The 21,161-nt window shown below is 51.1% G+C and carries 18 protein-coding genes; 8 read left to right on the forward strand and 10 right to left on the reverse strand.

The window, feature by feature from the left end:
• The first annotated feature begins 81 nt into the window (after window positions 1–81).
• Window positions 82–969, forward strand: coding sequence for a dienelactone hydrolase family protein (locus tag BM040_RS04980; RefSeq protein WP_092099355.1), 888 nt, complete (start codon window positions 82–84; stop codon window positions 967–969).
• A gap of 265 nt (window positions 970–1,234) precedes the next feature.
• A complete protein-coding gene (locus BM040_RS04985; RefSeq protein ID WP_092099356.1) occupies window positions 1,235–1,801 on the forward strand; it encodes a thioredoxin family protein in 567 nt (188 codons plus the stop codon).
• On the opposite strand, the gene BM040_RS04990 is transcribed toward BM040_RS04985, so the two are convergent.
• Entirely contained in the window at window positions 1,773–2,618 is an 846-nt protein-coding gene (locus BM040_RS04990; RefSeq protein ID WP_245756097.1) for a murein L,D-transpeptidase catalytic domain family protein, read from the reverse strand. The genes BM040_RS04985 and BM040_RS04990 overlap by 29 nt on opposite strands.
• Before the next feature lie 179 nt (window positions 2,619–2,797).
• Here BM040_RS04990 and BM040_RS04995 point away from each other — a divergent pair, with 179 nt between their 5' ends.
• Entirely contained in the window at window positions 2,798–4,156 is a 1,359-nt protein-coding gene (locus BM040_RS04995) for a M23 family metallopeptidase (protein WP_245756098.1), read from the forward strand.
• 841 nt (window positions 4,157–4,997) lie between these two features.
• The gene (locus tag BM040_RS05000; RefSeq protein ID WP_092099357.1) at window positions 4,998–5,900 is read left to right on the forward strand and encodes a Ppx/GppA phosphatase family protein; all 903 of its coding nucleotides are present in this window, start codon (window positions 4,998–5,000) and stop codon (window positions 5,898–5,900) included.
• 140 nt (window positions 5,901–6,040) lie between these two features.
• On the opposite strand, the gene ppk1 is transcribed toward BM040_RS05000, so the two are convergent.
• Window positions 6,041–8,161: a polyphosphate kinase 1 gene (ppk1, locus tag BM040_RS05005; protein WP_092099358.1), complete on the reverse strand. Its 2,121-nt coding sequence runs from the start codon at window positions 8,159–8,161 to the stop codon at window positions 6,041–6,043.
• 182 nt (window positions 8,162–8,343) lie between these two features.
• Here ppk1 and BM040_RS05010 point away from each other — a divergent pair, with 182 nt between their 5' ends.
• The 3 genes from BM040_RS05010 (at window position 8,344) to BM040_RS05020 (ending at window position 12,357) form a co-directional block, all read left to right on the forward strand.
• On the forward strand, window positions 8,344–9,285 hold the full coding sequence (locus BM040_RS05010) for a DUF5996 family protein (protein ID WP_092099359.1): 942 nt from the start codon (window positions 8,344–8,346) through the stop codon (window positions 9,283–9,285).
• Window positions 9,286–9,636: 351 nt separating this feature from the next.
• Complete coding sequence (locus tag BM040_RS05015; RefSeq protein WP_092099360.1) at window positions 9,637–10,779, forward strand: DEAD/DEAH box helicase; 1,143 nt, start codon at window positions 9,637–9,639, stop codon at window positions 10,777–10,779.
• Window positions 10,780–11,169: 390 nt separating this feature from the next.
• Window positions 11,170–12,357 carry an acyloxyacyl hydrolase gene (locus BM040_RS05020; RefSeq protein WP_245756099.1) on the forward strand — a complete coding sequence of 396 codons (1,188 nt, stop codon included), beginning with the start codon at window positions 11,170–11,172 and terminating at the stop codon, window positions 12,355–12,357.
• A 65-nt stretch (window positions 12,358–12,422) separates the two neighbouring features.
• Here BM040_RS05020 and BM040_RS05025 read toward each other — a convergent pair whose 3' ends face one another.
• The 7 genes from BM040_RS05025 to BM040_RS05060 all read right to left on the reverse strand — a co-directional run bounded on the left by BM040_RS05025 (window position 12,423) and on the right by BM040_RS05060 (window position 19,146).
• The gene (locus tag BM040_RS05025; RefSeq protein WP_092099486.1) at window positions 12,423–13,265 is read right to left on the reverse strand and encodes a 1,4-dihydroxy-2-naphthoyl-CoA synthase; all 843 of its coding nucleotides are present in this window, start codon (window positions 13,263–13,265) and stop codon (window positions 12,423–12,425) included.
• A 618-nt stretch (window positions 13,266–13,883) separates the two neighbouring features.
• The gene (locus tag BM040_RS05030; RefSeq protein WP_394333071.1) at window positions 13,884–15,935 is read right to left on the reverse strand and encodes a M13 family metallopeptidase; all 2,052 of its coding nucleotides are present in this window, start codon (window positions 15,933–15,935) and stop codon (window positions 13,884–13,886) included.
• Between the two features lie 345 nt (window positions 15,936–16,280).
• Window positions 16,281–16,655: a hypothetical protein gene (locus BM040_RS05035; protein ID WP_092099361.1), complete on the reverse strand. Its 375-nt coding sequence runs from the start codon at window positions 16,653–16,655 to the stop codon at window positions 16,281–16,283.
• A 166-nt stretch (window positions 16,656–16,821) separates the two neighbouring features.
• Window positions 16,822–17,217, reverse strand: a complete 396-nt coding sequence (locus tag BM040_RS05040; RefSeq protein WP_092099362.1) for a rhodanese-like domain-containing protein — start codon at window positions 17,215–17,217, stop codon at window positions 16,822–16,824.
• Between the two features lie 514 nt (window positions 17,218–17,731).
• Window positions 17,732–18,052 (reverse strand): hypothetical protein, encoded by a 321-nt coding sequence (locus BM040_RS05050; RefSeq protein WP_092099364.1) that lies wholly within the window; start codon window positions 18,050–18,052, stop codon window positions 17,732–17,734.
• Between the two features lie 23 nt (window positions 18,053–18,075).
• A complete protein-coding gene (locus BM040_RS05055) occupies window positions 18,076–18,528 on the reverse strand; it encodes a RidA family protein (RefSeq protein ID WP_245756100.1) in 453 nt (150 codons plus the stop codon).
• Window positions 18,529–18,552: 24 nt separating this feature from the next.
• Window positions 18,553–19,146, reverse strand: coding sequence for a Crp/Fnr family transcriptional regulator (locus BM040_RS05060; protein WP_217646690.1), 594 nt, complete (start codon window positions 19,144–19,146; stop codon window positions 18,553–18,555).
• Window positions 19,147–19,679: 533 nt separating this feature from the next.
• Here BM040_RS05060 and BM040_RS05065 point away from each other — a divergent pair.
• The gene (locus tag BM040_RS05065) at window positions 19,680–20,669 is read left to right on the forward strand and encodes an IS110 family RNA-guided transposase (protein WP_092099366.1); all 990 of its coding nucleotides are present in this window, start codon (window positions 19,680–19,682) and stop codon (window positions 20,667–20,669) included.
• Between the two features lie 155 nt (window positions 20,670–20,824).
• On the opposite strand, the gene BM040_RS05070 is transcribed toward BM040_RS05065, so the two are convergent.
• Window positions 20,825–21,094 (reverse strand): hypothetical protein, encoded by a 270-nt coding sequence (locus tag BM040_RS05070; RefSeq protein WP_139217762.1) that lies wholly within the window; start codon window positions 21,092–21,094, stop codon window positions 20,825–20,827.
• Window positions 21,095–21,161: the final 67 nt, after the last annotated feature.

Raw genomic sequence — 21,161 nt, forward strand, 5'->3', positions numbered from 1 at the left:
TTTTACAATGCTGTTGTTTTTGACTAACTTATAAACTACTCTTCTCAACCCAACATCATAAGTATATAAAACCCAACCACCATGGACGAAATCATAAAAGAAGACATCAAACAGGAAGTATTTGACCTCTACGATGACTACGCGCACAACCGTATCAACCGCCGCGACTTTGTGCAGAAGCTTTCCGTTTATGCCGTTGGTGGCCTGACCGTGACCTCCCTGATGAGCTTTCTGATGCCCGATTACCAAGGCGCCATACAGATAAAATCGGGAGACCCACGCATCAAATCAGAATACATCTATTACCAGTCGCCAAACGGTGGCGGCAAGATAAAGGCCCTGCTGTCGATGCCCGCCAGCGGCAAGAAAAAGCTGGGCGGTATCGTGGTAGTGCACGAAAACCGGGGTCTGAACCCGCACATCGAGGATGTAGCCCGAAGAGCCGCTCTGGCAGGCTTTGTTTCCATTGCCCCGGATGCCCTCTCCCCGCTCGGCGGCTACCCCGGTAACGACGACGAGGGCCGCGAGCTGCAAAGCAAACGCGACCGGAACGAGATGCTGGAGGATTTCATTGCCGCTTACGATTACCTGAAAAATTATACTATCTGCAACGGCAAGGTAGGTGTGGTGGGCTTCTGTTTCGGAGGCTGGATTTCGAACATGATGGCCGTGCGCATTCCGGATTTGGCAGCGGCTGTGCCTTTTTACGGTGGTCAGGCTCCCACCGAGGATGTCCCGAAAATTAAGGCGCCCCTGCTGCTGCACTACGCCGAGCACGACGAGCGCGTGAATGCCGGCTGGCCGGAGTATGAAAAAGCCCTGAAAGAGCACGGCAAAACGTATAAAGCCTACTTCTACCCCAACACCAACCACGGCTTCCACAACGACACCACTCCGCGCTACGACAAAGAGGCAGCCGAGCTGGCCTGGACACGCACCATCGATTTCTTTAAGAAGGAGCTGAGGTAAGTATAGCTGAACAGTTTCCTACTAGCAGGACTCCAGGCCTTCCCTATTGTATTTTATACTTTCTTAAAGCAAAAAGCCGTGGCCGGTAAACCCCAGGGAATACCAGCCACGGCTTTTTCTCTTAATGTATATTTTCAGGAGAAGCTATACTTTACCGGAAGTTTAACCTGCTTACATACTGTTGGTTATATCCGGGCAAAAGCTTATATTAGTATCAAAGCATGGTAACAAACGATTTTACCCCTACCCTCTAACCCTTAAAACTATGGCACAGCAAAGCATACAGACAGCTCTTGGATCTAAGGCACACAATTTTGCCCTGGTGGATATGGTTTCTGATAAAATCGTGACGCTGCAGGATGTGGCCTCGCCCAAGGCTACGGTTATCATGTTTATCTGTAACCACTGTCCTTACGTTAAGCACATTCTGCCGACACTGGTGCCACTAGCCGCTAAGTATAAAAGCCAGGGTGTAAACTTTGTCGCCATCAATGCCAACGATGTTGCTGTTTCGCCGGAAGACGGACCGGAGCAGATGAAGGAGCTGGCCCGAGAGATGCAGTTCCCCTTCCCCTACCTCAACGACCAGACGCAGCAGATTGCGCGCAACTACCAGGCTGAATGTACTCCTGAGTTTTTCGTGTATGATGGCAGCCTGCGCCTAGCTTACCACGGGCAGTTTGACGGCTCCCGCCCCAGCAACAACATACCTGTTACAGGCGAGGGCCTGAGTCAGGCGCTGGATGCCTTGCTGGCAGGCAAACCTGTGGCTGAGGAGCAGCACCCAAGTATCGGCTGCGGCATTAAGTGGCGGGCTCCGAACCCGGCGTAGGCGGTATATCCCGCTTATTTTCGTGCACCAGCTCGGTCATGGCCGAAACGTGGTCCAGGTACTGCGAAGTATAGGCATTGTTCTCGGCGTGTATGTACATAGTAGTGCCTCCTTTTACAGCCCCGATGATTGCCTCATGATCCTCCATCGGGATGGCAGGGCAACCCAGGCTCCTGCCCAACCGGCCTGCCTGTTCGATAAAAGCCTCTGAGGCATACTCGGCGCCATGCATCACGATGCAGCGCTCCCTGGCGTTGGTGTTGTAGCCTTCGTCCATGCCGTTTAGCCGCAGCGAAAGGCCATGCTTGCCGTAGTAGATGTCCTCGGTCACGTAAAAGCCAATGCTGCTCATAAACGACTTGTTCTCGTTAGAGAAATCCGTTGCAAACTCCTGCCCGGAGTTCCGGCCGTGCGAAACATAGGTATTGAACAGCAGCTCCTTCTTCTCCACATCAATCACCCAAAGCCGCTTCTCATTTGACGACTTGGTAAAATCCACAATGGTGATGTATGGTTTGTCTGATACCTCGTTGTTATGGCGCATGTTGTAAAAACCAGTGAGCGCCTTGTTAAACACTTCGAACCGCATTCCGGCCTCCTGCAAGCCCATGGTACTGTACAGGTTATAGGCCACCTGGTTAAAGTGCATCAGCCTGATATTCGTCATCTTACGTTTCAGGGTGGCAGCATCCGGGTGGGGCATGGCAGTGCCCTGATTCGCGGGTGTTGCCAGCGGCGAAAGTATAAGTGGCGCAAACAGGGGCAGCATTTTGCGGCTCAGTCTGCGGCGCATGTATCTCCATCTCGGCTTTCTCATATCTCCACAATTTTATACTTATTGGTTTTACGGGATGGCTCCGGCACGGTTTAACATATGGCATATGCACCACGTTATACTTATCTCCCACAAGCAACTATATCACAGCAGTTTATTCTTTTAAAGGCACCATTTTTGCCTGTATCCGTGTTACTTATACTCAGTTTAACATTCTCTACATGTATCGAAACAGACGCAGCTTTACAAGCGCCCTATTTTATACTTTTCTGATTTTTATACTTGCCAGCTGTAGCCAGCAGCAGACCTTGCGCGGTGTGTTTAAAAACCAGACGCCACACGAGAAATACGCAGCCAAACTAAAGGTTGCTAACCTGCACGAAACGGCCCTGGGGCAACAGTGGCTACAGGCCAGCGAGCAGGCGCTGCAGGACTCCATTACCATCACCTTGCCTTTTAAGGAAACAGGCTATTTTGCCGCCGACAAGCCCCGGGCACTGGGGTACCGCATACCAGCCCAGCGTGGCCAGCGCCTTATCGTGAACCTGGAAGTACAGGCCCGGGAGCAGCTACAGGTATTTATGGATTTGTTTGAGACGGAGGGAGGAAAGCCTGAGCATGTGGCTGCCGCCGATACGGCTGCCAGGACCCTGGCTTATGAGGTGGAGGAAAACCAGCAGCATATCCTGCGGGTGCAGCCGGAGCTGCTGCGAAGCGGCCAGTATACCGTTACCATACAGGCAGAGCCCATACTTGCTTTTCCGGTTGCCGGCAAGAGCAGCCGCCACATAGCCAGCATCTGGGGCGACCCGCGCGACGCCGGTGCCCGCAGCCACGAAGGGATTGACGTGTTTGCCAAACGCGGCACGCCAGCCGTTGCCGCCTCAGACGGTATCGTGCGGCAGGTAGGCACCTCGCCTCGCGGCGGTAAGGTTGTATGGCTCACCGACCTTAACCGAAGGCAAAGTTTATACTATGCCCACCTCGACAGCCAGCTGGTGCAGGTGGGGCAGCAAGTAAAGGCCGGCGACACTTTGGGACTGATTGGCAATACCGGTAATGCCCGCACCACTGGTCCGCATTTGCACTTCGGGATTTACCGCTACGGCCGTGGCGCCACAAACCCTTACCCTTACGTGCACCAACCTACTGCACCCGTGCCGGCAGTTAAGATTAACGCCGAGCTGGTAGGCAACTGGGTACGGGTACGAAGCCGGAATGCCAATGTGCGGCTACAGCCAGGCTCCGCATCGGGCGTGTACCGCACGCTGCCACAGCACACGCCACTGCAGGTTACAGGCGGCACCTCCAGTTGGTACCGGGTGGCCCTGCCTGATGGAAAGGAGGCTTACATAGCCAGCAGTGTCGTAGAGCCAGCCAACCAGCCGGTAACCTACAAAAAGCTCGCCTCCGAAACCGATTTACTGGATCAGGCACACCCGCAGGCCGCCGCGAAAGACAGTTTGCCCGCCGGCGTAAGTATTGCCATACTTGGCAGCTACCAGGGCTTCGACCTTGTTCGAAATGAAGCCGGGGAATTGGGCTGGATTAACCCGCAACAGACGGTGAGTTTACGGTAGTGTGGTTTAAGTTGGTTTTTGCGGTTTTCCTGTGACTGTGCTTCTGCAAAGTATAAACCCCTAACCCTCCCAAACACAGGGGAGGGAGGATTCAGCAGTGCCGGCTCCAACCACCCCTAACCCCTCCTTAACCAAGGCGGGGAGTTCTGTAGTTACTGCGGGTGAAGTATGAGTTTTATAGTTGCAGTTCTCGCACGGACAGGTCGCGACCTGTCCCTACAAAGTATAAACCCAGCAGATGATTACACCCCTCTTGAGCTTTGCTCGCAAGTTTCGAACTCCCGTTCTCACTTGTCCTCAAGGGGACAGTTTGTTCTTGCTACTTTCTCTGTCATCTCGAACGCAGTGAGAGATCTATCTGGAATTCTCTTCAGATCTCTCCCAAAGGTCGAGATGACAGTAACGGCAGTGGCTATCGATTCTGTTCCCAGCCTTTGGGTTGAGCGCCTTGTGGATGTTGCGGTGCCCACCAGGGCAGCCGGAGCAGCGCGGAGGCAGCTTCAGGCACACCGCGCGATGCCCGAAGGCGAGCCCTCTCGGGCTTGAGAGCTCCAAAGCAAGAGATGAAACAATAGCTTAAGTAAGGCTGGAGGAGGAACGGCAGCTAGAAACGATAGCTCGGTTCAAATTGCTGGAAGCAGCGGCTATGAAAGTATAAACCGGCAAGTATAAAAGCATGTATGATTTACACGGATTTAGAAATCTACAGCAGAAGTAGCCTCGGACAAGGAGGACCGGAAAAGTGCAAACACCAGTTATTTCACCTTTTATCCCCCCTGATGCCTCCACAATAAACGATAATTATTAACTTTACAAGCTCAAAACCTACCCTTAGTTGCCTTTGAAATTAGCTGCGATAGATATCGGATCGAATGCGGTGAGATGCCAGATCTCCAGTGTGCTTAACCAAAACGGGCGAGTGTTTTTCAAAAGAGTGGAGTATGTGCGCTATGCCATCCGCTTCGGCGAGGATGTATTCAGCTCCGGCTACATCAGCGATCCGAAAGTAGAGAAATTTGTAAAGCTGCTGCATGCTTTTCAGCTATTGCTGGATGTGCACGACGTGGATTACCACATGATTTGCGCCACCTCGGCCATGCGCAACGCCTTCAACGCCCAGGAGATAATTGACCGGGTACAGCAGCAGCTTGGTATGGAAATCCAGGTGATTGACGGGGAGTCGGAAGCGGAGCTTATCAACAAGGTTATTTACAATTTTCTGGATGAGCAGCGCAACTACCTGCACATCGACGTGGGCGGCGGCAGCACCGAGTTTAACATCTACGTAAACCGCCAGAAAGTTGCCTCACAGTCGTTTGAGCAGGGCTCTATCCGCCACATGCAGGGCCGCGACTCAGAGGAGCTGTGGAACAGGATGAAAGTATGGATTGAGGAAAACGCCAAAAAATATCACCTGTCGCGCGCTGTAGGCACGGGCGGCAACATCAACAAGATATTTGAAATAGCAGGTAAAACGGCGGGCAAACCCATCTTCAGGAAGCAGATAGAGGAGGTAGCCTCTTACATTGCCAGCCTTACCATGGAGCAACGCATCACCGATCTGCTCCTCAACCCCGACCGGGCCGATGTTATAGTTCCGGCCTCTGAGATCTATCTGTCTGCCATGAAGTGGGCCAAACTGGAAAGTATGATCGTGCCTGCGGTTGGCCTGAAAGACGGCATGCTGCATGCTCTCTACGAGCGTTACCACCCGGAGCGCTTTGTTATCAGCAGCATCAGCTGAAACATTTGTCAATTAACAGTTATCAATTTACATTTATCAGTAAACTCATTACGCTTCATCATATCAAAAAAGGCTGCAGTATACTTCATCTGAAGGGCTGCAGCCTTTTTTATTTATTGATAACTGATAACTGATAAGTGTTAGCTGTTCACTTTTAGTTGCTCAAAAAGCTCGACATCTTCCGTTGCGTAGGCCTTGTTGAAGAACAACTTGTGGATGTCCACCACTTCCTCGTTGGCACCAGGGCGGCGTTTAATGTAGGTACCGTCCTCCCGCATGATGTAAGAGTTGTGGTTGTCCTGCAGATTGTAGTAGAGGATGTTGATTGCCTCCCGCTTCAGCTCGGCGTTAGTTATCAGGAAGAGTGCCTCGATGCGCCTGTCGAAGCTGCGCACCATCATGTCGGCGCTGCCGCTGTATACTTTCGGGTCGCCGTTGTTATGGAAGTAGTAAAGCCGCGAGTGCTCCAGGTACTCCCCCACTATACTTTTCACGGTGATGTTCTCGCTCAGGTCCTCGCGGCCGGGGCGCAGGCAGCAGATGCCCCGCACTATCAACTTAATCGGCACACCGGCCTTAGAGGCCTTGTACAGCTCATCGATGATCTCTTTATCCTCCAGCGAGTTTATTTTTACCACAATACCGCTCTTCAGGCCTTTTTTGGCATTGCGGGCCTCTATGCGGATCAGCTCCATCAACTGGGCACGCATCGCCTTGGGCGAAGTCATCAGGTACTTGTACTCGTTCGGGCGCGAGTGACCCGTGATTACGTTGAAGAACTCCGACACGTCGTGGGCATAGATCTCATTCGTCGTCAGCAGGCTGATATCTGAGTACAGGCGGGCTGTCTGCTCGTTGTAGTTGCCGCTGCCGATGTGCACGTAACGCGTCACCTTCTCCCCTTCCTTTCGGATGATCATCATCATCTTGGTGTGCGTTTTATACTTGCTGATGCCGTAGATGACAAAACAGCCGGCCTTCTCCAGGCGCTCGCCCTCACGCAGGTTGCGCTCCTCGTCGAAGCGGGCCTTCACCTCGAACAATACCGATACGTGCTTGCCGTTCTCGGCAGCTTTCAGCAGGGCGGCTGTGATGCGGCTCTGGTCGGCCAGGCGGTAAATAGTCTGCTTGATTCCCAGCACCGAGGGGTCCTCGGCGGCGCGCTCGAGCAGGTTCACGACCGGCTCCATGCTGTTGTAAGGGTGGTGCAGCAGCACGTCGTGCTCTTTCAGATACTCAAACATATCCACCCCATCGCTTGGCAGGCTAAGCGGCGTTACCGGTGCCGGCTGCTTAAAGCCCTTGTCCCGGAACTGGCGGTGGTTGATGATCTGCCACAGGCCGCGCAAATCCAGCAGACTGTTAATGGTGAACACGTTGGCATTGTCGATGGTCCAGCGCTCCTTGAGGATCTTCATCATGAACTGCGACGGGTTGCGCTCAATCTCCAGCCGTACCACGCGGCCCTTCTTGCGCGTCTTCAGCTTCGATTTGATCTCCTGCACAAAGTCCGCCTCCAGGTCATCCGACTCCTCCAGGGTAAAATCGCCGTTGCGCGTGATGCGGAACAGGTTAGCCGACACAATATCCACGTTGCGGAACAGCTTCTTTATCTTCCAGCGCACAATCTCCTCAATCGGCACAAAAATGATCCGGTCCTTGCGGTTTATCTCGTAAAAACGCGCCAAATTCTGCGGTATCTGCACAAACGTCACCCGGTCCTGCGGCTTGCCCTCGTCGGTGGTGCGGGTTACCACGCCGAAGGTGAGCAGCTGGTTCATCAGCAGCGGGAAACCATGGTAGTTATCGAACACCATGGGCGTGAGCAGCGGGTAAATCGTGTTCTTAAAGTATGAATCGGCTTTCTTCTGCTCTATCTCCGTCAATTCACTCACCTTCAGGATGTCGAAGCCACCCTTGTGGAACAGCGGCCTTAGCTCGTTGTTAAAGGTCAGGTACTGATCGTTTACGAAGCGGTGGGCGTAGTCGAGCAGCTTCTTGCGGAAGGGCAGTTCGCGCAGCCCCGAGTAATCGAGGCGCTCCTTGCCGTAGTCGAGATAGTTGTACAAACTGCCTACCCGAATCATGAAAAATTCGTCGAGGTTAGACGAGGTAATGGCCATGAACTTTAGCCGGTCGAAGAGGCTCTTGTTTGCGTCGCGGGCCTGGTCGAGCACACGGTAGTTAAAGCGTAGCCAGCTCAGGTCGCGGCTGATATATTTACTTTTCTTTATTTGGTCAGAAACCTTACTGATAAGCATGTTTTCTCCTTATTTGGGGCCACTTTGGGTGTCAGCGCCCGCTATCATTCATAAACTCAAAATATAGGGATAAAGTATAGCTTAACCTCCATATTCACGGAATTTTTCTCAGCGGCCGGGTTTCCGTTTGTACCGTGGTCCAAATTGCCGCGTACAACAGGGGAATAACCTAAAAAACCGCTATGGCCTCAACACTTGTAAGTCCTCCCGTTTTAGATGAGTTTCCGCCGCTGCCCCTCGAGGAGTGGGAGAAAACCAAAGACACGCTGCACCTGTACCTGCAGGTGGTGGGCAAAATCAGGTTAAAGCTCATGCCCCGCCGCAACCACTGGTGGAACGTGACGCTCTACGTCACCAGCCGCGGCCTGGGTACGGGCCCTATCCCCTACAAGTTTTATACGTTTGAGTGTGAGTTTGATTTGATAGAGCACCAGCTGCTGTTGCGCACCAGCACGGGCGCCACTGAAAGTATAAAGTTGCAGGATGGACTGAGCGTGTCGGCGTTTTACCTGCAGGTGATGAAGGCGCTGGAGGTGCTGGGTATCCAGGTGGAGCTGTTGGCCAAGCCTTACGACAACAAGAGCAGCATTCCCTTTGCCCAGGACCACACCCATGCCACCTATAACCCCGAGCAGGTGCACCGCTACTGGCGCGTCCTCGTCACCATAGACCAGGTGCTGGAAGAGTTCAGCGGGCGCTTTTACGGCAAAACCTGCCCGGTGCAGCTCTACTGGCACCACCTCGACCTGACCGTGACGCGCTTCTCGGGCAAGAGAATCCCCGTGAAACCGGAAGCAAGTATTGTGGAGAAGGATGCTTACTCGCATGAGGTGATTAGCTTCGGCTTCTGGCCCGGCGATAACGATGTGCGCTTTCCAGCCTTTTACTCGTATACTTTCCCCTCCCCTGAAGGCCTGGATAAGGAGCCGTTACAGCCCAAGCAAGCAACCTGGCAGGACGCGAACGGAAGCCCGATGGCCGTCCTCAACTACGAGGAACTCCGCTTACTCGACGCCCCACGCCAGGCCCTGCTCGACTTTCTGGAAAGTGCTTACCAGGCCGGGGCCAAATTGGCCAAATGGCCTGTGGAGGAGTTGACGGTAAAGCCGCTGCAGGCGCTATAAGTGAGAATCGGCTAAAACAAAGTATAAATCCCAAGTTGTGATTAGCCCCACCCCTTGGACCTATGCTCGCGCTAGCTCAATACTTGTGATGGCTCGAGCGTCCACGCTCGTGACGGGCTACAGTTTGGGCTTCCGCCCCAGTCGGATTACAAATCCGACCTCATAAACAAGGCACGGGTTACAAACCCGCGCCAGCAAGTTGAATGGGTTTTCACCTTCATATCACATTGCAAATCGCAAGCTCAGCAAAGTATAAAACTTGCGTTATCAAAGTATAAAGTAAAGATATCCTCCCTTCTAAAGTATAAGCCGTATCTTTACCGCATTACAGGCAACATTATTTTGACACGCATGTCCTTTTCTTCCCTTGGCTTATCGTCACCGCTGGTAAAAGCTGTAGCGCAGCAAAGTTATACCTCCCCTTACCCTATCCAGCAACAGGCCATTCCGGCGATGTTGCAGGGCAAAGACATTCTGGGTCTGGCACAAACCGGATCCGGTAAAACGGCCAGCTATGTGCTGCCCATTCTGGAGAAGCTGCAACGCCAGGCGCCCACCACCAACAGGTCCGTGCCCGTACTGGTATTGGTACCGACACGTGAGCTGGCCATGCAGGTAGGCGAGGTAGTGCAGTCCTTCTCCGCCGGCCTGCCGCGTCCGGTAAAAGCCATGGCGGTGTTCGGAGGCGTGTCGATTAACCCGCAAATGATGAAACTGCACGGCACTGATGTGCTTATCGCCACACCCGGCCGCCTCCTCGACTTGGTGGAACACAAGGCGGTGCAACTCTCAGAGGTGGCGGTACTGGTGCTGGACGAGGCTGACAAGATGCTGAACCTGGGTTTTAAGGAAGAGATGGAGAAGATTTTCGCCCTGCTGCCTGCCCGGCGGCAAAACGTGCTCTTTTCGGCTACCCTGGATGAGGAGGTGGCTTTTCTGGTGGCCGATATCCTGCACAACCCTGTTAAAATTAAAATAGAGGAAGAAGCCGTTGTACCTGAACTGATTAACCAGACAGCCTACCAGGTGGCCGCGGAGCGCAAGGGGCCGCTGCTGCGCTACCTCATTAAGCAACACAACATGCAACAGGTGCTGGTATTTGCCTCTTCTATCCGCACGGCTAACAACGTGGTGGGCAAGCTGGTAAAAAACGGCATCGAAGCCGCCGCGTTCCATGGGGATAAAAGCCAAGGCGCCCGCACGGAGGCGCTGCGCCAGTTTAAAGCGGGCAAGTTGCGCGTACTGGTAGCTACCGACCTGGCGGCTCGCGGCATCGACATCAAGTTTCTGCCGCACGTGATTAACTACGAATTGCCGCGCTCTCCCAAAGACTACGTGCACCGCATTGGCCGCACCGGCCGTGCCGAAGCTTCCGGCGAAGCCATTTCGCTTATCTCCCCGGAAGAGGAGCACCACTTCAAGGTAATCCAGAAAAAGATGGGGCAGCGCGTACCCCTGACTCCGACAGAAGAGATTGATTTAGCTGGGTCTTAAGTAAGGTAGCGGGCTTGGTTCTTAACAGAAGTTAGCCTTTGCAGAATGTATTAGGTATAGTTTTCCACACTAACACTTAGGCTCGGATGTGCTGCACTTCAGGGCGAAGTTTTTCTGTAATACCAATATTGAATAAGCTGTGCTCCTTAGCTTGTGCCCTCGCTCGCCTCTGGCGAGTGTGCGTCATTTGATGGCGTCCCGCCATTTATACTTATACTTATACTTATACAGTAAAATTAAAGCGACCAGAGGCCGCCCTATAGCTCACACTCGCCAGAGGCGAGCGAGGGCACATAAACCCTTCAGCCCTACATGTGCAGCACATCCAGGTAAAGCTTTCTGCAAAACCACTGCAGTACTTACGAAGTATACTTTCACCAACCACGCCGTGTGGTTAAGCGCCTACACCAGCAAGTATGGCCGCTGATGGTTCCGATCAAGTATAGCTCTGTGATGCCCTATTTTATTAGTAAGACCTTCCTTGCACTGTACCTGTTGCTGCTTTTTACCTTTATGCTTTCTCCTGCTGCACCGGTTGCAGCACAAACGGAAGCCACCAAGCCTGCCCTTAACTTGGGGCTGCGCACGCATTACGGCTTTATCATCCCCCACTCCGAGGCCATCCGGGAGGTGTCTTACTCACACCCCCGCGCCCTGGAACTGGACCTAAGCCTGCACTTTACAAGCGAAAAGGCTTGGCAATTCCTGCAAGGCTACCCCCGGCTCGGTGCTTCTTTCTCTTACATCAACTTCGATAACCCGCAGGTGCTGGGCGATGCGTATACGTTTATACTTTATGTGGAGCCTTTTCTATCGGCGCACCGGCGTTTCAGCCTGTCCTTTCGGTTTGGGGCCGGCCTCTCCTACCAAAGCAATGTCTACGACTCCATCAGCAATCCGCAGAACCAGTTTTACAGCACCAAAGTAGCTTTCCCGCTGACAGCAAACCTGATGGGCAATTATAAATTAAACGATACCTGGATGCTACGGGCCGGCGGCACATACAGCCATATTTCCAACGGGGGAATACGCCAGCCTAACAAAGGCATTAACTTCCCGATGGCCACAGTTGGGGTTGACTATGCCCTGCGCCCAGCTGATTTCCCGGAACGCCAGCAGCAAACGTATAGCCCGCAGGCGCCGGAGCGGTATTATTTGCTCGCCTTACTGGGCACCGGTAAGGATGGGAGAATCGACGCCACAGAGAAGTTTCCGTTGCTGGGGCTTACGGCCTATGCCAGCCAGCGGGTGGGCAGGTTAAGCGCCTTGGCAGCCGGGGCCGAGTGGGTGGCAGATTATTCTATAAAAGACGAGCTGGACGAAAAAAAGGAGCATACTGCCTTTGGGCGGGGTGCCTTGCTGGCAGGGCATGAGTTTTACATCGGCAGGTTCCGGTTTAACCAGATGCTCGGCATCTATGTCTACTCGCCCCACAAGGCCCGCGACCCGGTATACCAGCGCTGGGGACTGGAGTATCACACAGCCAGGGGTTTATACTTTGGCATCAACCTGAAGGCGCACCGCCATGTGGCTGACTTCCTGGACGCGCGGGTGGGCTGGCGATTTGGTGCGGACTGAGCCTTTAAGCAAAACAGGCGAACCCAAAGGCTCGCCTGCTGCTTTATAATTGTTATACTTCCCAATTACGGAATCCACTTGATGTCGGAGAAATCCGGCTTGCGCTTCTCCAGGAATGCGTTGCGGCCTTCTTTTGCCTCCTCGGTCATGTAGGCCAGGCGGGTAGCCTCGCCGGCAAACACCTGCTGCCCTACCATACCGTCGTCGGTCAGGTTAAAGGCGAACTTCAGCATTTTGATAGAGGTTGGTGATTTGGCCAGGATTTCCTGCGCCCACTGGTAAGCGGTATCCTCCAGCTCTTCGTGCGGCACCACCGTGTTTACCATGCCCATATCGAAGGCCTCCTGCGCGGAGTAGTTCCGGCCCAGGAAGAAGATTTCGCGAGCGCGCTTCTGCCCTACCATCTTAGCTAGGTAAGCCGAGCCATAGCCCCCGTCGAAGCTCGTCACGTCGGCATCGGTCTGCTTAAAAATCGCGTGCTCCTTGCTAGCCAGTGTCAGGTCGCAAACAACGTGCAGCGAATGGCCGCCACCCACAGCCCAGCCCGGCACTACGGCTATCACCACCTTCGGCATAAAGCGAATCAGGCGCTGTACTTCCAGGATGTTCAGACGCGGCATGCCTGCCTCATCCACATAACCCTGAAAACCGCGCGCGTTCTGGTCGCCGCCGCTGCAGAAAGAGTATACTCCGTCTTTCGTAGAAGGTCCTTCGGCAGAAAGCAGCACCACGCCAATGGAAGTATCCTCACGGGCGTCCAGGAAAGCTTCGAACAGCTCTGCCACCGTTTTGGGACGGAAGGCATTGCGCACGTTCGGTCGGTTAAACGCGATACGCGCCACCCCACCTGATTTTCTGTAGGTGATATCCTCGTATTCTTTGACTGTTGTCCAGTTAGCTTTGCTCATATCTTCAGATTTTTTGTAAAAATACGGCTTTTCAAACTTCGTTGCCAATTCAGGGGAGGATTTGGTGGTTTGGGTGTGATTGAGGCTGTAGTTTATACTTTGGGATCCGTTTGCTTGTGCTTTATCCAACCCCATATATGCAGCAAGTTTAGCGCAAGTGCAACTTGTGGCTTGCATGAGGGCAGTTTGTAACTGCCTTGTTTTAAAAATCAAAGCGTGCCAAGGCCGCAGCTACAGTTTATACTTTGTCTTAATAAATATTTAGAGGGTGAAAGGATTGCAGTACCGGGTCCAACCACCCCTCCCCCCTCTTTGTCAAAGGCGGGGAACTTGAATTTGCTGTGTCTAAAGTATAAGTTTCATAGCCACAGTCCTCGCGCGGACAGGCCGCGACCTATCCCTACAGAGCATAAACTATTGCTGGCGCGGGTTTGCAACCCGTGCCTACTTATGAGGTCGGATTTGCAATCCGGCTGGGCCGGAGGCCCAAACTATAGCCCGTCACGAGCGTGGACGCTCGCGCCATAGGAAAAAAGTATAGCCACTAAAAACAAAAAAGCCGCTCCGGTTATACTTCCGGAGCGGCTTTTCATACTTTATACTTGATTCAGAACCGAATTACCAGATTCTGATTCTTTCTTCCGGTGCTTTGTAGAGCTTGTCGCCAGGCTGCACGTCGAACGCCTCGTACCAGGCATCCATGTTCACCAGCGGTCCAATCGTTCTGTACTGGCCTGGTGAGTGCGGGTCGGTTACAATCTGCTGGGCAGCGGCTTCTGGCAGAATGTTGCCTCTCCATACTTGCGCCCACGACAGGAAGAAACGCTGATCCGGCGTAAAGCCATCAATCAGTTCGTTAGACTGTCCCTGCTTGGTCATCTTAAAGGCCTCGTAAGCGCCAGCCAGACCACCCAGGTCACCGATGTTCTCGCCAAGTGTCAGTTGGCCGTTTACGTGGATAGAGTCCAGCACCGTGTAGCCATCGTACTGCTCTTTCAGCAACTTAGCCTTAGCTTTGAACTTAGCCAGGTCTTCTTCCTGCCACCAGTTGCGCAGCGTACCGTCTTTGTCGTACTGGCTACCGGAGTCGTCGAAACCGTGGGAGATTTCGTGACCGATTACTGCACCGATACCGCCGTAGTTCACCGCGTCATCCGCTTTCGGGTCGAAGAACGGGAACTGCAGGATACCGGCCGGGAACACGATCTCGTTCATCACCGGGCTGTAGTAGGCATTCACGGTCGGAGGCGTCATACCCCAACGCTCGCGGTCTACCGGCTTGCCCAGTTGGTTCACCATTTTGTTGTAACCCCACTCGCCGGAGTTACGTACGTTGGCAAAGAAGGCGTCGCGCTTGATCTCCAGGCCGTCGTACGTCTCCCACTTGTCTGGGTAACCTACTTTCGGACGGAAGGCATGCAGCTTAGCCAGCGCTTTTTCCTTGGTGGCAGGGCTCATCCACTCCAGCTTGTTGATGCGGATCTCGTAGGCTTTGATCAGGTTGGCGATCATCTCGTTCATTCTGGCCTTAGCCTCCGGCTTAAAGTGCTTCTGCACATACAGCTGGCCCAGCAGCTCGCCGATGGTGCGGTCTGTCAGCTGAGACATGCGCTGCCAGCGTGGCGTCTGTACTTTCTGGCCGGTCAGGGCCTGGGTATAGGCAAAGTTAGCGTCGGCAAACGGCGTGCTCAGGTAGGGTGCAGAAGACTTCAGGATGTTCCACTGCAGGTATGTCTGCCAGTCAGCGATTGGTGTTGAAGTCAGCAGGTCGTTCAGCTCTGAGAAGAACTTCGGGTTGTTCACCAGGATGGTGTCCTCGCCGGTTACCTTCATTTTGGCCATCAGCGGCTGCCAGTCGATGTTTGACGTGGTTTTGCTAAAATCGGCAACAGCAAACTTGTTGTAGGTTTTGTAAGGGTCGCGCATCTCCACGCGGGCCATCTGCGCTTCGGCCATTTTCTTCTCCAGGTTGAAGATAGTCTCGGCATGCTGCTTGGCTTTGGCCTCCGGCGTACCTGTCAGCGTGAACAACTGCGTGATGTAGGTTTTATAAGCCTCCTGAATCTTCTGGTTACGGGCGTCATTCTTCAGGTAGTAGTCGCGGTCCGGCAGGGTAGTACCGCCCTGGCTGAACTGCGGAATCATGGTGTTCGGGTCCTTGCGGTCCTGACCCACGTAGAAACCGAACATCGGAGATCCCACACCAGACGTACGCTGGTAAGCCACCTCGTTCAGAACACCTTGCAGGTTCTTTACCTTGCCGGCTCTTTTAAGGTCTTTTTTGATTGGCTTGTAACCCAGTTTGTCGATAGCGGCGCTATCCATGGCAGAGGCGTAGAAATCGCCCACGCGCTTGTTTACAGAGCCTGCTGCGGCGTTCTTGTCGGCAGCGGCCTCATCCAGAATGTCTTTTACGGCCTGAATGTTAAAATCGCGCAGCAGGTTAAAGCTGCCCCAGCGGGTTTCTTTAGCTGGCACCGGGTTGCTTCTTACCCAGGCGCCGCTGGCGTAGTTGTAAAAATCGTCGCCCGGCTTTACGGACAGATCCATGTTGGCCTTATCGATAAAGGGCCCTTTAGGTGATGCGCTTTGCTGCGCGGATGCTTCTGCGCCATACAGCACGGCAGCACCGAATAGCAGTAATTTCAGGTGATTTTTCCAGTTCGACATGTTTAAATCGACTTTGTTTTAGGTTGTAAAGTATAGACTAATGCCGGAGCGCCACACGTGGTAACTTCCCCGGCCCAAAAATAGCACTTTCATATAAAAACAGCCGTACGGCAGCGTATTTTAGCGGCTTTTATTCACCTTTAACAAGAAAGGCCTCTATAAAATTCATACTTACAGGTATAGCGATACTCAGATTACCATTCCGCAAGTATAAACCGCCGTGCTCTTAGAGTGTATTTGAAGTATAAAGTTTAATCAGGAAGTATAAATCATTAGCTCGCCGTGCAGCGATCGGGGTGGAAATAAGCATGAGCTGGAAAATGCCTGTGGCAAGTATAAAACCCTTTACAGCTGTTCCACTTTGGGCTTAAGAAAGACTTTGAAATACGACCAATAGTTACTGACCAGAATGCCGTACAGCAGCAGGTTGACTAGGGCGATTGGCCAGTTGCGGTGATCGATGAGCAAGTGAAACAATGCGATGTTGACTACCACCGGACCTAAAAGCACCAAGGCAGCCAGCACAAACCTGTTGAGCAAAAGCAGCAGGCCTGCTAGTACCTCAATGGTCTTTACAAAGAAAATCAGCCCGCTTGATACCAGTAATGCCATGAAGGGATGGTACTCCGGCACCGGTATGAAAGTATAAAACCCGTTCAGGCCAAACACCAGAAAGATTAGCCCCAGCAGGATTCTAGCAACGAGTACGGTGGTTTTCATGGGCGGTTCGATTTAGACTTAAGCTTTCCAGCAATGTTCCTGGTAGCTTGCCAACTGCACTAACCATCATCCAACTACCTGGAGTATAAGCCCAAAGATATCCGTGGCCTGCATCAATACCAAACTGACGAGGCTTGCTTTACACATACTTTACAATAAGAAAGGTTTACTCCTCGTGCTGCTCTACGCTTTTGCCGCATTCCCTCCAGGCTTTGAAGCCCCCATCGAGGTGTGCCACGTTGCGGTAGCCCATTTTGTTTAAAGTAGCTGTGGCCAATGCGGAGCGGCTGCCAGAGGCGCAATGCAGAATCAGCCGGCTGTTTTTATCAAATTCCGGTTTGTGGTAAGGCTGCGCCGGATCGGCATAAAACTCCAGCATCCCGCGAGGCGCGTGCACGGAGCCTGCAATTTTGCCGTACTGCTTTAGCTCTTCACTTTCCCGGATATCGATTAGCGTTGCATTCCCTTTGGCGAGCTCTGCTTCTACCTGGTCGGGAGAAAGGTTCTCCACCTGCTGCTTTGCCTCGGCCACCATGTCGGTAGCGGATTTTCCCTCCTTCATCGCTTTACAGTACTTTAAAGTATAACCTAACTATAAAATATACTATTATAGCGGAAGGTGCTTTGAATGGTTGCCCAGGATATAGTGGCTAAGTATAGCTCTGTCAATAATTTAGCAGGGCGCGTTTTTCTTTTAATTGGAAAGCTATGGGCGGAAAGCGGCGGGTTTATACTTTACTCATTCTGCCCTCACATGTTTTTTGCGGTCAGAGCTGGGCTCAGCCATCTACAAAGGCTGACGTTTAGGTAGTGTGGCAAATTTGTTCTTCAGGAATACCCTTTAATCATCTTGTTCGCTGTTTACTATGTAAGCATTTTCCAGAAAAGCAGCCCTAAAACTCGTTCTCGATTCTAGCCGGCTAATATTTTCCTTCAATACAAAGACGAATCTCTTTTTAAATTTTCGTAGATGCGGGCTGATGATGTATCATATGTCTGGGCTTCCTATAATACACTTAATATTTGAAAAAACATTAGGACTCCAAACAGGATTGATAAGGCTGTAATTACTTTTTTTACACTGGCTCCATGAGTCGCCTGCCATTGCAGATACTTTTCTTTTTATCACCCTCTTGAATATTGAATTTTCCGTCTGCATATCGGTAAAAGTACCCTGCAATAAATGAGAATACAATTACTCCTAATACTGAGAGGAGAAGCAATGTTTGGTTGTCCATTTTAATTTGTTTGGAATTTTGTGCTGCAAGCTTAACCCAACGGTAAAGGTATTGCCGAAGGCGGGGATTTTTATCATAAAAGTTCAATTGAAGAAAGAATGTCGAACTTTGCACAAACGTGGAATCGAGTCCATTTAGCCCCGCTTTTGGCAATACCATATAATAAACCGATTTTTTTAACCTTACTTTACTACCGTTGCTTCAAACTCCACCTTTAATGTTTCAAAAAGACTTTTTACTTCCAATACGGTCGATGTTTGTTTGATTTTGTTTTCAGTTATCCAATTTTGAATGATGTCAAAATTTTCAAGCAATTCGGTGTTTGAAGTGGTATAAATATTTAATCGTACAATGTTTTTCAATTCATAATCAGCTTTCCTAATAACTTTTTCTAAACTTTGAATGGTCTGGATTAATTGTGAACGCATATCTTCATTACTGGAGATGCCCTCATCGCTAATAGCTGTTTGTCCTGAAACATACAAAGTGCCTTCAATATTTTTCACTTCCACTGCCTGTACATAATTTCTCTCATCCTGCCAAGACCAAGGATTGATAATGTTTTTTACCATTTCTGATTCATTTAAAATTTTACATATTTTAATTGATGCAAAATTCCCATTATCTATTGGCATGGACGTGTGACCGAAATCACTTTCTTAGCGTGTTTTATACAATCGGCTCAAAGTTTCTCTCGAAATGCCAAGGTATAAGCATAGCACGGATTTTGGAATCCTCTGTAAAAGAGAGGGATATAATTGCAGGAATTGTTCATATTGTTCTTTGGGCTTGTGCTTCAGTAGGGAAAGAATTCTATTTTGATTGGCGATATGCCCTTTTATAGATTTCTCAAGAAAATATTTTGACAAGCTGTGTTTATCCAATATCGCCGTGTAATCATCGAAACTCAACCCGTAAGTTTCGGTGTCTTCTATGCATTGAAGTGTTAATGATGATTTGGTCTGATTATAAAAAGCTGGAAAGTCTGTTTCCCACCAATTTTCTTGAGCAAATGATAAAATAAATTCTTTATTATCATCATCAAAATAGGAGAGCTTTACTAAGCCTGATCGAATGAAATAAACGTGCTTAACCATATCGTTTTCTGCAATGATGAAAGCTCCTTTTTTGTATTTTTTATAATGAAAAAGGTCTTTTAACTCAAGAAACTCACTGTCAGTAAGGTTTTCGAACAGGTCTATATCATCTTTTTTGATAGAAAGGTCAGCATTTTGCATGGATTTCTTAATCAAAATTGTTAGGGTTTCAGTTTTGTCCTAAAGAGATAGCATTTTCGCCAATGCATTTTCGTCGTATTTCCGAACGTTCGAAAAAAACAAGCGAAGCTGACAGCATTCTTCTAACTGTCCTAATCAAATTTAAAAAGTACTCTATTAATTCTTTGCCATTTTTGACCTTTGTGAGCACTGCAGTTAGTTGTGAAAGTAATTTTATGTCGTTGTCATTCGTCTATCAAAATTACGGATTTGTCTGTCGGTTAAAATGGCTTATAACGTGTTCGTGCAGCTGATGAACGAGCCGCAGCCGAAGTAAGGCTTATATGCCTTTATTTTTACCCTCCTAAATAAATACAATTACTTAACTTATAAGCAACCGGGGGAGAACTTTTGCTTATGTGTAGGCTTGGTACCTTGACAAGGTGTTAGTCCTCCGGCTGCTTTGGGTTGAACACCTGACCTGATAGAACGCTAGGCTTCAAGGCCTCATAAAGGTGGTGGTTGGTTCAACTTTTACTTCCCTTATCTCACCTATACTCATTCAAGTTATGAAAAAAAGCGTGTTTATCGGCATCGACGTGAGCAAGGCTACGCTTGATGTCTCTCTGCTCGTTCCGGAGTTGAAACAGCACCACGGACAGTTTACTAACGCAGCCAAGGGTTTTAAAAAGCTGCTCTCCTTTGTAAAGCAGCATGCCCCTGCAGAGCAGTGTCTCCTCTGCCTGGAGGACACCGGCGTCTACTCCCTCTCCCTTTGTCACTTCCTCTCGGCTGCTGGGCTCGACTACGTACTTGAGTCGGCTTACCGCATCAAGCACTCGATGGGCATCGTCCGGGGCAAGTCAGACAAGACGGACGCGGCCATGATCGCCCGCTACGCTCACCGCTTTCACGACCAGCTCACGCCCCACAGGCTCGCCTCCACTAGGCTCTCCGAGCTGAAGTTCCTGCTTGCGCACCGGGCCAGGCTGATCCGCCACAAGAGCCGCCTCACAGTCACCCTCTCCGAGACTAAGCTAGCGGCCGGTGTGCTCGACATCAGCTTCATCCTCGCCTCGCTGCGGGCGCAGATCGAGCAGGTCAAAAAGCAGTTGGAGAAGGTAAACGAGCAGATCGAGCAATTGCTTGAGACGGAGCAGGAGCTTTCAAAACAGTACCGGCTGCTGCGCTCGGTGCCGGGTGTGGGATTGATGATTGCCGCCCACGTGCTGGCCTTCAGTGAGGGCTTCACCAGGTTCCGCGACTGGCGCAAGTTTGCCTGCTTCATCGGCACGGCCCCTTTTCCCAGGCAGTCCGGCACCAGCGTGCGGGGCCGCACCCAGGTCTCCCACATCGCCCATAAGCGGCTCAAGGGGCTGATGACCATCGGGGCGGTCAACACCCTCAAGCGGGGAAGCGAGTACAGGAAGTATTATGAGCGGAAGCTCAAGGAGGGAAAGCACCACATGGTCGTGCTTAACAGCATCCGCAACAAGCTCCTGAGTCGTATGTTTGCCGTGGTGCGACGCAACACGCCGTATGTGGCGCTGCAGTTGTAGACAGAAAGGGCGGCATAATGGGAGCGGAAATATGGGACACCTTCTAAGAAAAGTTAGAGGGGCAGTAGCCTATTGACTATACGCTGGTACAGCTTAAAAAAATTCTACTTTGAAACTTGCTTTTCTAATAGAACGCCTTGTTAGCCAAAGAGATTCTACTGCACAGCTTCCTGCTTGTTTATTTGTCGAAATTTCAGAACTGTGGCTAAAATTCCAGCTGCTGCAAGCCCCATGAAAATTTTATTTACTATATCTTCTGGCTCTACATAAAGTAGCTCAAAGTGATTCGGGTTAGTGCTTCTGATTATTTCTATAGTTATGCTGAAAAAGGCCAACGACAAAAAGTAAAATAGAGCTCCGTAGAACACCTTCTCTTTTTTTATTTCATTATTTGCTGACACATACCATATTGTTAAGCCAATCATAATTAGAGCGAAGGGTATACCCATCAGTTGCCCCCCATGCCCATAGGCTGTCCAGATGTAGCCGAAG

Origin of the sequence: Pontibacter chinhatensis (genome assembly GCF_900113285.1) — a bacterium.
Classification (GTDB): Bacteria; Bacteroidota; Bacteroidia; order Cytophagales; family Hymenobacteraceae; genus Pontibacter; species Pontibacter chinhatensis.